We start from the raw sequence: 12,585 nt of genomic DNA on the forward strand, positions 1-12,585 counted from the left end.
CTACCAAGACAGCTTGCGGCGGCCGGTGTCGGCCAGGTCGCTGCCCCGCTGACGGGCGGTTTCGGCGAATTCCTCGCCGCGCGCCCGCGCCGTGCTGGCCAGCTTCTCGCTGCGTTTGCGCGCCTTCTTGGCCAGTTTCTCGCTGCGCTTGCGGGCCTTCTTCGCCAGCGGTGCGGCCCGGTCGGCGGCCTCGTCGGCAAACTCTTCGCTGCGCTTGCGGGCCTTCTCGGCCAGGTACGCGGCCCGGTCGGCGGCCTCGTCGGCCCATTCCTCGCCACGCTTGCACGCCTTCTTCGCCAACGGCCTGCTCCGTTCGGCCGCGGTGCTGGCCAGTTCGCGGCCGCGTTCGAGTGCGGCTTCGGCGTAGGGCGCGCCCCGTTCCGCCGCGGTGCTGGCCAGTTCGCGGCCGCGTTCGAGTGCGGCTTCGGCGTAGGGCGCGCCACGCTCGGCCGCGGTGCTGGCCAGTTCGCGACCCCGCTCGGCGCCGATGTGCAAGCCGTGTGCGATCCGATCACCCAGCTCGGAGAAATCGGCATCGAAGGCCGAGTCGTCGGAACCGGGCCACGCCGACGACACCCGCTCGGAGAGCCGTTCCGCTGCGCGCCGGCCGCGCCATCCGAGCGAGGGCTTGCCGGCGGTGTCGGCCGAGGCGATCAACAGGCCGCCCAACAGGCTTAGGTCGGTGAGAAATTGTTGACGTTTCTGGGCTTTGGCCACCGGGTCGCTCTCGTTCCAGAACGAGTGCGTCCCAAGGTTGGCCGGCAATACCGTCACCGCGAGCGCCGCCGACGCGATGCGGGGGAGTTTGCCGCTGGCAAGCAGCAGCCCGCCGCCGATTTGAACGGCCGCGGTGATCTGCGCGACCGTCTCGGGGTCGCTGGGAATGCTGCCGCTCACCGAATCCGGCAACGCCTGAAGACCCTCCACCGCCGGGGCCGCGGCCTCCGCCGCGGATTTAGGGTTGAGCAGTGAATTGACTCCTTGCCCGATGAAAGCCACTGACAACAGAGGTCGCGCGATTCTCCTGAGCACCATGGCCGGTGTATTACCCGGCTGCCTGTCGAGCAAACCGTGGCGTCAATATCCCCAGCTAGACCGGCATGGACATAGAGGTGCACACCGATAGGGTGGAGCGCGTGCGAGCGTTGATCATCGTCGACGTGCAAAACGATTTCTGCGAGGGCGGCTCCGTGCCGACGGCCCGCGGCGCCGCGGTGGCGCCCGCCATCAACGACTATCTGTCCGGTGACCCGGGCTACCACTACATCGTGGCCACCCAAGACTTCCACATCGATCCGGGTGATCATTTCTCCGACCGGCCGGACTTCTCGTCCACCTGGCCGGTGCACTGCGTCGCCGGAAGCACGGGCGCGAATCTTCGGCCCGATCTGGACATCCGGCGCATCGATGCGATCTTTCGCAAGGGCGCCCACGCCGCCGCTTACAGCGGCTTCGAGGGCGTCGACGACAACGGGACGACGCTGCTTCAATGGTTGCGGCGGCGCGGGGTCGACGAGGTCGACGTGGTCGGCATCGCCACCGACTTTTGCGTCCGGCGAACCGCCGAGGATGCGGCGGCGGCGGGCCTGACCACCAGGGTGCTGGTCGACCTGACCGCGGCCGCGGCCGTGGACTCCGCGGCCGAGGCGCTTGCGGAAATGCGCGCCGCCGGCATCGAGTTGGTTGGGGGACCGTAACGGTGGTGCCGCTGGAACGGGAACATCTGCTGGCCGCCGTGGAGCGCTCGCCGCAGGCGGCCGCCGCCCATGATCGCGCCGGGTGGGTGGGGCTGTTCACCGGTGACGGCCGGATCGAGGACCCGGTCGGTTCGCGACCGCACGTGGGCCATGAGCAGATCGGCCGCTTCTACGACACATTCATCGGTCCGCGTGACATCAAGTTCCATCGAGATCTCGACGTCGTGGTCGGCACGGTGGTACTGCGGGACCTCGAGCTCGAGGTGGCGATGGGCTCGGCCGTGACGATGTACATTCCGGCCTTCCTGCGCTACGACCTCCGAGAAACCAACGGCGAGTGGAAGATTGGCGAACTGCGAGCCTACTGGGAGCTTCCCGCCATGGTGGCGCAATTCCTGCGCACCGGCTCCGGCGCGGCGGGCCCCGCGCTGAACCTGTCCAGGGGGCTGCTGAGCAACCAAGGCTGGCGCGGAACCGCCGGTTTCATGACCGGATTTCGGCGGGTGGGAGCGCGTCACCAGCGGCTGGTGACCACCTTCCTCGACGCGGTCGCGCGGAAAGACACGTTTTCCGCTGCACGGCTGCTGTCCTCGGAGGCCGCAATAACTTTGGGTGATCGCGACCCACTCGAACTGGCCGAGCTGGCGGAGCAACTGGACGGGGCCGCCGCGACCAAGATGAACAGCGCGGGCCCCACCGTCGCGGTCTCGCTCCACTCGGGTCACGGGCGCGCCATCGTGTTCGCCGATGTGGCCCGGCGCGGCAACGCGATCAATCGGATCAGGTACTTTCCCGCGTGACCCACGCGTGTTTCACCGGACCATCATCAGCGCCAGCGAAGCCGCGGACAGGCACAAAAACGCGCCGGGAAACGCGATGTTGTACAGGACGCGTGCCCTCACGTGCGTCGCCACCGCACCGATGAAAAACGCAACCAGGCCGGCGGCGGCCGCGATACCCAATTCCCGCAGGCCCAGCAGGCCCACAACGATGCCGGCGGCCCCGGCAAGCTTCACTGCGCCCAGCGCAGGCAACCACGACCGCGGCACCCCGACCTGGGCAGAGTTCGCCAGAACGAATCGCGCCGGAACGAAGTCGGCGATGGCGATCGCGGCGGTGATGGCGGCGGTGATCAGCGTGATCACGACAAGTGCGGTGCTCATCTGGATCAATCCCTTGTCGCGCAGCGATTTCCGCAGCGGCGAGTCGGATGCGTGCAGTGCGCGCCGCGGCGCACAATCGGTAAGGTCATGGTGCTTGTCTCCTTTGCCACAGGAAGTCCGTTGGATGCGGTCATCTTCTTGACGACTTCCGTGCGGAAAAGGTGACCCATGGGCGCAACAAAGGATTTGGCGGATCTGGCACGGCGTTTCGACGCCGATCGACGGCACCTGAGGTCCGTCGCGTTCCAGCTGCTAGGCACGGTCGCCGACGCCGAGGACGCCGTGCAGTCGGCGTGGCTCAAGGCCAGCCGTGCGGACTTCGATGCCGTCGACAACCTCTCCGGCTGGTTCACCACGATCACCGCGCGCGAGGCGTTCGACCAGCTTCGGGTGCGTAAGCGTCGCGCCGAGCAACCGCTCGGCGGGGCCGACGAACTGGACCGACTGGCCCAGACGGCGTCGCAGGCGGCCGACGAGGACGCACTGCTGGCGGAGTCGGTGAGCAGCGCCCTGCTCGTCGTGCTCGACCGGCTCTCCCCGGCGCAACGCGTTGCGTTCGTGCTGCACGACGTCTTCGCCATGCCGTTCGAGCAGATCGCCGGGCTTTTGGACCGGTCACCGGAGGCCACCAAGAAGCTGGCCAGCAGGGCACGCGGGCGCCTGCACGCCGAGCCGGCCGCCCCGCCCCGCCGCACCGCCGATCACCTGCAGGTGGTCGAGGCGTTTCTGGCGGCCACGCGCGGCGGTGACATCGCGGGCCTGCTCGACCTGCTCGCTCCCGAGGTGGTGCGCACCGTCGATCCGGCCCTCGTCCCGGCGGACGTGCCAACCACGTTGCGCGGCGCCTGTGAGGTCGCGAAGGAGACTCGCCGGTTCGCTCAGCGGGCGCGCGCCGGTGCTGTCATGCTCATCGACGGGACGCCGGGCATCGTGCTCGCGGCCCGCGGGCGCGCACAGGTCCTGCTGGTGATCGGCATCGGCGCCGACGATCGCATCCACACGATCGACATCACCGGCAATGCCGAGCGAATCCGTCAGGCCGCGCTGACATTGCCGCGGCGGCCGACCCAGGAACATCACAACCTCATCGGGTACCAAGGACGTCAGACATAGTCGGCCGGGAAACCGGCCACGGGGCAAGACCGGGAGAGCCATGCTCGATAAGCCGTTCGGACGGCGCAACCTGCTGCGGGGCGCCGGCGCGCTTTCCGCGGCCGCGCTGGCACCGTGGCCGGCCGGGTGCGCGTCCGACGACGACGCCCTCACCTTCTTCTTCGCGGCCAACCCGGACGAGCGTGACGCCAGGATGCGCATCGTCGACGAGTTTGCACGCCGCCATCCCGATATCAAGGTTCGACCGGTGCAATCCGGTCCGGGCGTCATGCAACAGCTTTCGACGTTTTGTGTGGGGGGCAAATGCCCCGACGTGGTGATGGCGTGGGAACTGTCCTACGCCGAACTCGCCGACCGCGGTGTGCTGCTGGACATGAACACGCTGTTGGCTCGCGACAAAGCGTTTGCCGACCAGCTCAAGGCGGACAGCATCCCGGCGCTGTACGAAACCTTCACCTTCAACGACAAGCAGTACGCGCTGCCCGAACAGTGGTCGGGCAACTACCTGTTCTACAATAAGCGGCTCTTCGCCGAAGCCGGGGTGCCCGCACCGCCCAAGACGTGGGAACAGCCTTGGGATTTCAGCGAATTCCTGGATGCGGCGCGCGCGCTGACCAAACGTGACGCATCCGGGCGGGCCGCACAGTACGGTTTCGTCAACACCTGGGGTTCCTACTACTCGGCCGGCCTGTTCGCGATGAACAATGGCGTCGCCTGGTCCAACCCGCGGCTGAACCCCACCCAGTTCAACTTCGACAACGCGGCGTTCCAGGAAGCGGTGCAGTTCTACGCCGATCTGGCCAACACGTACCGGGTCGCGCCCAACGCATCCGAGACGCAGTCCATGTCGACACCCAACCTGTTCGCGGTGGGGCGGGCGGCGATCGCGCTCGGCGGACACTGGCGCTACCAGACCTACATCCGCGCCGAAAACCTGGATTTCGATGTCGCCCCATTGCCCGTCGGCCCGGCGCTGGGGAGGGGCCACGCCGCGTGTTCCGATATCGGCGCCACCGGACTGGCCATCTCGGCGAGCAGCCCCCGCAAGGAGCAGGCGTGGGAATTCGTGAAGTTCGCGACGGGGCCCATCGGGCAGGCGTTGATCGGTGAATCCTGCCTGTTCGTTCCGGTGCTGCGGTCGGCGCTGCGATCGGACGGGTTCGCGAAGGCCCATCGACGGCTCGGCAATCTCAGCGTGCTCACCGACGGGCCGGCCTTCTCGCAGGGTTTGCCGATCACGCCGGCATGGGAGAAGGTCAATGCCTTGATGGACCGCAACTTTGGGCCCGTCCTGCGGGGCCGCCAGCCGGCCACGTCCTTGAGCGGTTTGTCCGGATCCGTCGACGAAGTCCTGCGCAGCCCATGACCTCGATGGACGCACCTGGGGCGATCGGCTCGGCCGGGAGGGCGACCCGGGATGCCCCGGACGATCCGAGCCCGTGGCGCCGGCACGCCTGGGCCGGTCGGTTGTTCGTCGCCCCCAACATGGTCGCGGTCGCCGTGTTCATGCTCTTTCCGCTGGGCTTTTCGCTGTACATGAGCTTTCAGCGATGGGATGTGTTCACTCCGCCGAAATTTGTGGGCCTGAAGAACTTTTCGGACCTGTTCACCTCCGACCCGCTCTTCCTGATCGCGATCCGCAACACGGTGATCTTCACCCTCGGAACGGTGGTGCCGACGGTCCTGATCAGCCTGGCCGTCGCGGGAGTGCTGAACCAGAAGGTCCGGGGCATCGGCATCTTCCGAACGATTGTCTTTCTGCCGCTGGCTATCTCGTCGGTCGTGATGGCGGTGGTCTGGCAGTTCGTCTTCAACACCGACAACGGCCTGCTCAACATCATGCTCGGCTGGGTCGGGCTCGGCCCGGTCCCGTGGTTGGTCGATCCCCACTGGGCCATGGCCTCGCTGTGCATCGTCAGCGTCTGGCGCAGCGTGCCTTTTGCCACCGTGGTCCTGCTGGCCGCGATGCAGGGCGTACCGGGAACGGTCTACGAGGCGGCCAAGATCGACGGCGCCAGCGAGATAAGGCAATTCGTCTCCATCACCGTTCCGTTGATCCGCGGATCGATATCGTTCGTGATCATCATCTCGGTCATCCACGCCTTCCAGGCGTTCGACATGGTCTATGTCCTCACCGGCCCCACCGGCGGCCCGGAATCGGCGACCTACGTCCTGGGCATCATGCTGTTCCAGCACGCGTTCTCGTTTCTCGAATTCGGATACGCCTCCGCGCTGGCGTGGGTGATGTTCGCCGTCTTGCTGGTGCTGACCGTGGTGCAGTTGCGCGTCAGCCATCGACGATCTTTGGAGACGTCGCGTGGCCTTAAATGAGGGGGCCATCAGGCACACCGTGGTGCGCGGCGGCATGGTCTATGGCGCGCTGCTCGCCGTCGCTTGGTGCGCGCTGTTCCCTATCGCGTGGGCGGTGTCGGGTTCGCTGAAAACGGAAGGAGAGGTCAGCGAACCCACGCTGCTGCCGGCCCACCCGCGGTGGTCCAACTACACCGAGGTGTTCGCGCTGATGCCGTTCGGGCGGATGTTCTTCAACACCGTGCTGTACGCGGGCTGCGTCACGGCGGGACACGTCTTCTTTTGCTCACTGGCCGGATATGCCTTCGCGCGACTGGATTTCCGCGGCCGCGACGCGCTGTTCGTCGTGTATCTCGGCACGTTGATGGTGCCCCTGACGGTGACCGTGATCCCGCAATTCCTGGTGATGCGGACCTTGGGCTGGGTCGACACCCCGTGGGCGATGATCGCGCCGGGTTTTTTCGGCAGCGCATTCGGCACCTACCTGATGCGGCAGTTCTTCCGCACCCTGCCCACCGATCTGGAGGAGGCCGCCATACTCGACGGCTGCACGCCGTGGCAGGTCTATTGGCGAATCCTGCTGCCCCACGCGCGACCGGCGGTGATGGTGCTCGCCGTGCTCACCTGGGTCAACGTCTGGAACGATTTCCTGTGGCCACTGCTGATGATTCAGCGCAACAGCCTGGCCACCCTGACCCTGGGCCTGGTCAGGATGAAGGGCGAATATGTTGCCCGGTGGCCGGTTCTGATGGCAACCTCGATGCTTATCATGCTGCCCCTGGTCATCATCTACGCCATCGCGCAACGCTCGTTTGTCCGCGGAATCGCCGTCACCGGAATGGGCGGCTAGCCATGGCCTCGGTGACATTCGAGCAAGCGACCCGGCGCTACCCGGGAGCCGACCGCCCGGCCCTGGACAACCTGGACCTCGTCGTGGCCGACGGCGAATTCGTCGTCCTGGTCGGACCGTCCGGCTGCGGCAAGACCACGTCGCTGCGCATGGTGGCCGGGCTGGAAGCCGTGGACTCCGGGCATATCCGGATCGGCGACCGGGACGTGACCAACGTCGACCCCAAGGATCGCGACGTCGCAATGGTCTTTCAGAACTATGCGCTCTACCCGCACATGACGGTGGCCCAGAACATGGGCTTTGCCTTGAAGATCGCCAAGACGCCGAAGGACCAGATCCGTGAGCGGGTGCTGGACGCGGCGAAAGTCCTTGACCTGCAACCCTATCTCGATCGCAAGCCGAAGGATCTTTCCGGTGGGCAACGCCAACGAGTGGCGATGGGCCGCGCGATCGTGCGCCGGCCGCACGTGTTCCTGATGGATGAACCGCTGTCCAATCTCGACGCCAAACTCCGGGTGCAGACGCGTAACCAGATCGCCGCGCTGCAGCGGCGGCTGGGCACCACCACCGTCTACGTCACCCACGACCAGGTCGAGGCCATGACGATGGGTGACCGCGTCGCCGTCCTGCGCGACGGCGTGCTGCAGCAGTTCGCGTCACCGCGCGAGCTCTACCGGAACCCGGACAATGTCTTCGTGGCGGGTTTCATCGGATCGCCGGCGATGAACCTGTTCACCCTTCCCATTGTGGAATCGGGGGTGTCGCTGGGTGATTGGCCCATCAAGCTGCCACGCGAGATCACCAGTACCGCGGGCGAGGTCGTGGTCGGGGTCCGGCCCGAACATTTCGAGCTGGGTGGCCTCGGTGTCGAGATGGAGGTCGACGTCGTTGAGGAGCTGGGCGCGGACGCCTATCTGTATGGGCGAATCACCGGCTCCGGCAAGGGAATCGATGGGCCCATCGTCGCGCGGGCCGACGGGCGCAACCCACCGGCGAAGGGCAGCCGAGTACGCCTGCATCCGGAGCCCGGGCACCTGCACTTCTTCGGCGTGGATGGCCGCCGAATCTGCTGAACGCGAGGATTGCAAGCGGGCCAACGGTTTCTGCAATCCTGGAAATACGCGGATTACCTGGCGGAGCGCGGCACCCGGGTGCCTAGATCACCGTGACGGTGGTGAATCGTTCGACGATGCCTATCCGCGGGAGCAGCGAAGCGCATGAACGCGTCGCTGGATGCGCGCGACGTCGTCGGGGGAGGGCAGCTGGTTGGTGATCCTGGTGATCTCGACGCCGACATCAACGGAACCGATCGGCCAGAGCCGACGCGCGATGAGATCCCTTGCGATGGCGGTGATGTCGTCGTCGCAGAGCCGTCGGCGCGTCAATGCCACCAACGGCACGTACCCGGTGGCCGGCATGCCGGCGGGGTAGCCGGCCCGCACAAAAGCCACAATGCTCGTCACCCAATGCGACAGGTCCATATGTCCACCTCGCTAACCGCCGCAAGTTGCGCGTAAGCGGCAGTGCTTGCTTAGCTAGCAACGTACCATCGGCGAGCCCATCAGCTGAGTAACGCCACACAGTTAAACGCATTTTTTACGTCCGCGGATGCCGGCGCCCCGACAGTGACTTCGGCGACGATTCACCCGAACGTGGCGCGCCGTAACGGTGTTTGGCCGCAAGGCTTTCTAGTATTGCCGCGTGGTGGATCGCTATGGAACCGATGTCCTCGCCGCGGGGCGACGCAAGCCGCGCTCGACCGAGCACCCGGCCGAATTGGGCCTGGTGGTCGAGGACGTGCAGACGGGTTATGTCGGCGCGATTGTGCGAGTGGAATACGGTCGAGTGGACCTGGAAGACCGGCGCGGTCACGTGCGTGGCTTCCCTTTGGGCCCTGGGTATTTGCTCGAGGGGCGTCCCGTCATCCTCACCGCGCCGCGGCGGCCGGCGCCGACCGCCGGGGGCAGGACCGCGTCCGGTTCGGTCGCCGTGTCGGGTGTTCGTGCCCGCGTCGCCCGGGCCAGCCGCATCTACGTGGAGGGCCGTCATGACGCCGAGCTCATCGCGCAGGTGTGGGGTGAGGACTTGCGAATCGAAGGCGTCGTCGTCGAACAACTTGGTGGCGTCGACGACCTGCTGGACATCGTCGCCGAATTCGCCCCGGGGCCGGGGCGCCGGCTAGGGGTGCTCGTCGATCACCTTGTCGCGGGTTCCAAGGAGGCGCGGATCGCCGATGCGGTGCGGCGCGGGCCGGGTGGCACCGACACACTGGTCGTCGGCCATCCCTACGTCGACATCTGGCAGGCCGTGAAACCGCAGCGGCTGGGCCTGGGCGCCTGGCCGAAGGTGCCGCGGCAGGTGGAATGGAAACACGGCGTATGCCAGGCGCTCGGGTTGCCCCACGACGACCAGGCGGACATCGCCAGGGCCTGGCGGCATATCCGTTCGCGGGTGCGCGACTGGAACGATCTGGAGCCGGCACTGATCAGTCGGGTCGAAGAACTGATCGACTTCGTGACCGCGCCGGTCTCCTGAGGCGGCAGCCAGCGGACCAGGGCTAATGTCCGCTGGGTTAGTTAGGCTACGCTGGCCGACAGTCCCGACCGACGGGACAGAAACAGGGCATATGCAGGGCGTATTCGGCGTATTCATCGGCACGTTTCTCATCGGTCTTCGTGAAGGCCTGGAGGCGTCGCTCATCGTGAGCATCGTCGGTGCCTTCCTCAAGCGAAACGGCCAGTCCATCCGCCCGATGTTCGCCGGTGTCGCTCTGGCCGTGCTGCTCAGCGTCGGCGTGGGCGTGGGCCTCGACCTGTTCGCCGCCAGCCTGCCGCAGGCCCGGCAAGAGATGATGGAGACCGTCATCAACGCCATCGCGGTGGTGTTCGTGACGTCGATGATCATCTGGATGAACGGCAACGCCGCGCAGCTCAAGGGGGAACTCGAGCGCGAGGCCCGCCAGGCCGTCAACCGCGGTGGCGCGTTCGCCCTGGTCGTCATGGCGTTCCTCGCCGTTCTGAAGGAGGGCTTCGAGACGTCGGTGTTCTTGCTGGCGGCCGCCGAGACGTCGCACGGCAACCGGTGGTTCGCCGTGCTGGGCGGCGCCGTGGGCATCTTGACGTCGGTCGGGCTCGGCGTGGGGCTGTACTACGGCGGCCTGCGCATCAACCTCGGCCGGTTCTTCCGGGTCACCGGGGTGTTTCTGGTGCTGATCGCCGCGGGGCTGGTGCTGGGCGCGCTACGCACCGCGCACGAGGCCGGTTGGGTCACCATCGGCCAGCAACAGGTGCTCGACCTGACCGGCTGGATACCCAGCAATTCGGTGCTGGGCGCGGCGACGACCGGGGTGTTCGGCATCCCCGCCGACCCCCGCCTCATCGAGGTGCTGGGCTGGCTGCTGTACGCCGTGCCGGTGCTGGTCGTTTTTCTCTGGCCCGCCGGGCTGGCCGCCACGCCGCGAGCTCGCAGCAGGCTACTGGCGGCGACCTCGGCGGTGCTGCTCATCGCCGGGGCGGGGCTGGCCCTCATGACGCCCGCCGCCGACTCGTCGCAGACGCCGCGGGTGCGCACCGTCACCGACCGCGACGGCCACACCGCTTCGGTGTCGATGGTGACCGGCCCGCACGGACGCGAGCTGGCCGTCGCCCCTCAGGGCACCTCGACCGTCCACAACGTCGTGCTCATCCCCGCAGACGACCAAACGGTGGACGGCGTGCCGGTACAGGTATGGCAGGCCACCGAGGCCGCAGGGGCCGACGGTGCGCCCGAAGTCACGCTGGATCAGTTGCTGAGCATGGCGGGGGGCCGCCTGCCGGTCGGTCTCGCGGCCGGCCGCACTCCGGGGCCGTTTCAGGGTCAATGGTCGACGACCACCGTGTACGCCGTCTTCGCGCGGGGCGATTCCGTGATCAGTGCGCACACGACGAGCAACCGCACGGCGATCTTGACCGGCGGCGGATTGACGGGGGCCAAGACCGTCAGTCTCGGCGGGCTGGCGACGGACTGGTCCACGTCGGCTACCGAAGATCACGCGACGCTGGCTGAGATCGTCGCCAGCGACCGCGATCGCGGGGAGCGGCAGCTCTGGAATGTCTGGCTGCCCCTGGTATTAGCGGGTTTTGCCTTGGCGTGCGCGCTGTCAGCGATAGCCTCGGTGCGCGTGGACCGCAGGCAAGAGGATGGGAGGAAATCGATTGATGGTGAGTCGCACCGCCTCGGCAACGTGCCGGTCTCGTGACTTCTGGTTGACCGCAACGGTTCTTGTTGCGACGGCGGTGATGCCGGTGACCGCGTGCGGCCACTCGGGCGACAACTCGAACCATGCTCAGCAGCCGAAGCCTGGGACGGCTAATGCGGTCAAGGTGACCCTGGCCAACAACGGCGGCGCGGATGGCTGCGCACTGGACACCACCAGCGTGCCCGCCGGGCCGGTGACCTTCACGGTCGCCAACACGAATGCACCCGGCATCAGTGAGGTCGAACTGCTCAGGGACCAGCGGATTGTGGGCGAGAAGGAGAACCTCGCGCCCGGCCTGGACCCGGTGTCGTTCACGCTCTCGCTGGACGGCGGCGCCTACCAGCTCTACTGCCCGGGGGCGAGCACCGAGTACCAGACCCTGACCGTGACGGGTAAAGCGCCGGCGACGCCGACGGGCACGGTGGCCAGCATCCTCAGCCAGGGCACCAAGGACTACGCCGCCTACATCGTGAACCAGATCGGTCAGCTCAACGACGGCGTCAAGGCGCTCGATGCGGCCGTGCAATCGGGCAACGTCGACGCGGCGAAGGCGGCCTACGCCAAAGCCCGATTGTTCTGGGAGCGTTCGGAATCCACCGTGGAGGGCTTCGTGTTGCCCGGCTTTGCCGTCGGCGACAATGCCGGCAGCCTGGACTATCTGATCGACATGCGTGAGTCGACGCCGGTCGACGCCAAGGTCGGCTGGAAGGGCTTCCACGCCATCGAGCGCGATCTGTGGCAGGGCGGCGCGATCACGCCCGGGACGAAGGCGTTCAGCACCGAATTGGTGGGCAACGTCGGCAAATTGAGCGGCATCGTCACGAGCCTGCAGTACAAGCCCGAGGATCTGGCCAACGGCGCCAGCGACCTGATCGAAGAGATCCAGAACACCAAGATCACCGGAGAAGAAGAGGCCTTCAGTCACATTGACCTGGTGGACTTTTCGGGCAACGTCGAAGGCGCCCAGCAGGCGTACGCGTCGCTACGGCCGGGCCTGGAGAAGATCGACGCCAGTCTGGTTCACCAGATCGATCAGCAGTTCCAGGCCGTGCTCAGCACGCTTGACGGCTATCGCGACCCGGCCGCACTCGGCGGCTACAAAACCTACACCCCGGCGCTGAAGGCCAGCGACGCAACGAAGTTGACCGCGGTGATCCAGCCGCTGCACCAAAGCCTGTCCACCGTCGCCCAAAAAGTCGTCACGGCCGGCTGATC

At 66.9% G+C, this 12,585-nt stretch carries 13 protein-coding genes; 10 read left to right on the forward strand and 3 right to left on the reverse strand.

All coding sequences use genetic code 11. From position 1 onward, the window contains the following. Complete coding sequence (locus A5732_RS06420) at positions 1–1,035, reverse strand: DoxX family protein (protein ID WP_076101572.1); 1,035 nt, start codon at positions 1,033–1,035, stop codon at positions 1–3. A gap of 101 nt (positions 1,036–1,136) precedes the next feature. Between A5732_RS06420 and pncA the strand changes: the two genes are divergently transcribed. Beyond that, positions 1,137–1,697, forward strand: a complete 561-nt coding sequence (pncA, locus tag A5732_RS06425; RefSeq protein ID WP_170880170.1) for a pyrazinamidase PncA — start codon at positions 1,137–1,139, stop codon at positions 1,695–1,697. A gap of 2 nt (positions 1,698–1,699) precedes the next feature. Then, complete coding sequence (locus A5732_RS06430; protein WP_076101576.1) at positions 1,700–2,497, forward strand: ketosteroid isomerase family protein; 798 nt, start codon at positions 1,700–1,702, stop codon at positions 2,495–2,497. Between the two features lie 12 nt (positions 2,498–2,509). Here the strand turns inward: A5732_RS06430 and A5732_RS06435 are convergent, their stop codons facing one another. Next, the gene (locus tag A5732_RS06435; RefSeq protein WP_076101578.1) at positions 2,510–2,860 is read right to left on the reverse strand and encodes a DoxX family protein; all 351 of its coding nucleotides are present in this window, start codon (positions 2,858–2,860) and stop codon (positions 2,510–2,512) included. Between the two features lie 168 nt (positions 2,861–3,028). Between A5732_RS06435 and A5732_RS06440 the strand changes: the two genes are divergently transcribed. The 5 genes from A5732_RS06440 (at position 3,029) to A5732_RS06460 (ending at position 8,206) form a co-directional block, all read left to right on the forward strand. Next, entirely contained in the window at positions 3,029–3,973 is a 945-nt protein-coding gene (locus tag A5732_RS06440) for a sigma-70 family RNA polymerase sigma factor (RefSeq protein WP_076101581.1), read from the forward strand. Positions 3,974–4,013: 40 nt separating this feature from the next. Next, on the forward strand, positions 4,014–5,339 hold the full coding sequence (locus A5732_RS06445; RefSeq protein WP_076101583.1) for an ABC transporter substrate-binding protein: 1,326 nt from the start codon (positions 4,014–4,016) through the stop codon (positions 5,337–5,339). A 119-nt stretch (positions 5,340–5,458) separates the two neighbouring features. Beyond that, positions 5,459–6,304 (forward strand): carbohydrate ABC transporter permease, encoded by an 846-nt coding sequence (locus A5732_RS06450; protein WP_142254701.1) that lies wholly within the window; start codon positions 5,459–5,461, stop codon positions 6,302–6,304. Positions 6,305–6,338: 34 nt separating this feature from the next. Beyond that, complete coding sequence (locus A5732_RS06455) at positions 6,339–7,133, forward strand: carbohydrate ABC transporter permease (protein WP_064954330.1); 795 nt, start codon at positions 6,339–6,341, stop codon at positions 7,131–7,133. A gap of 2 nt (positions 7,134–7,135) precedes the next feature. Then, positions 7,136–8,206 carry an ABC transporter ATP-binding protein gene (locus tag A5732_RS06460; RefSeq protein ID WP_076101587.1) on the forward strand — a complete coding sequence of 357 codons (1,071 nt, stop codon included), beginning with the start codon at positions 7,136–7,138 and terminating at the stop codon, positions 8,204–8,206. Positions 8,207–8,326: 120 nt separating this feature from the next. Here A5732_RS06460 and A5732_RS06465 read toward each other — a convergent pair whose 3' ends face one another. Continuing rightward, positions 8,327–8,614 (reverse strand): DUF3349 domain-containing protein, encoded by a 288-nt coding sequence (locus tag A5732_RS06465; RefSeq protein ID WP_076101590.1) that lies wholly within the window; start codon positions 8,612–8,614, stop codon positions 8,327–8,329. 220 nt (positions 8,615–8,834) lie between these two features. Here A5732_RS06465 and A5732_RS06470 point away from each other — a divergent pair, with 220 nt between their 5' ends. The 3 genes from A5732_RS06470 (at position 8,835) to efeO (ending at position 12,583) form a co-directional block, all read left to right on the forward strand. Beyond that, a complete protein-coding gene (locus tag A5732_RS06470) occupies positions 8,835–9,668 on the forward strand; it encodes a DUF3097 domain-containing protein (RefSeq protein ID WP_076101593.1) in 834 nt (277 codons plus the stop codon). Between the two features lie 91 nt (positions 9,669–9,759). After that, positions 9,760–11,370: an iron uptake transporter permease EfeU gene (gene efeU, locus A5732_RS06475; protein WP_076101595.1), complete on the forward strand. Its 1,611-nt coding sequence runs from the start codon at positions 9,760–9,762 to the stop codon at positions 11,368–11,370. Between the two features lie 37 nt (positions 11,371–11,407). Further along, positions 11,408–12,583 carry an iron uptake system protein EfeO gene (efeO, locus tag A5732_RS06480; protein ID WP_171974972.1) on the forward strand — a complete coding sequence of 392 codons (1,176 nt, stop codon included), beginning with the start codon at positions 11,408–11,410 and terminating at the stop codon, positions 12,581–12,583. Positions 12,584–12,585: the final 2 nt, after the last annotated feature.

The sequence above is a fragment of the Mycobacterium colombiense genome (assembly GCF_001953985.1).
GTDB classification, from domain to species: domain Bacteria; phylum Actinomycetota; class Actinomycetes; order Mycobacteriales; family Mycobacteriaceae; genus Mycobacterium; species Mycobacterium colombiense_B.

Coding starts and splice junctions, on each gene's coding strand:
- A5732_RS06420 (WP_076101572.1), bottom strand. CDS start 1,035: ATGGTGCTCAGGAGAATCGCGCGACCTCTGTTGTCAGTGGCTTTCATC.
- A5732_RS06435 (WP_076101578.1), bottom strand. CDS start 2,860: ATGAGCACCGCACTTGTCGTGATCACGCTGATCACCGCCGCCATCACC.
- A5732_RS06465 (WP_076101590.1), bottom strand. CDS start 8,614: ATGGACCTGTCGCATTGGGTGACGAGCATTGTGGCTTTTGTGCGGGCC.
- A5732_RS06455 (WP_064954330.1), top strand. CDS start 6,339: ATGGTCTATGGCGCGCTGCTCGCCGTCGCTTGGTGCGCGCTGTTCCCT.
- A5732_RS06460 (WP_076101587.1), top strand. CDS start 7,136: ATGGCCTCGGTGACATTCGAGCAAGCGACCCGGCGCTACCCGGGAGCC.
- A5732_RS06450 (WP_142254701.1), top strand. CDS start 5,459: ATGGTCGCGGTCGCCGTGTTCATGCTCTTTCCGCTGGGCTTTTCGCTG.
- A5732_RS06445 (WP_076101583.1), top strand. CDS start 4,014: ATGCTCGATAAGCCGTTCGGACGGCGCAACCTGCTGCGGGGCGCCGGC.
- efeU (WP_076101595.1), top strand. CDS start 9,760: ATGCAGGGCGTATTCGGCGTATTCATCGGCACGTTTCTCATCGGTCTT.
- A5732_RS06440 (WP_076101581.1), top strand. CDS start 3,029: ATGGGCGCAACAAAGGATTTGGCGGATCTGGCACGGCGTTTCGACGCC.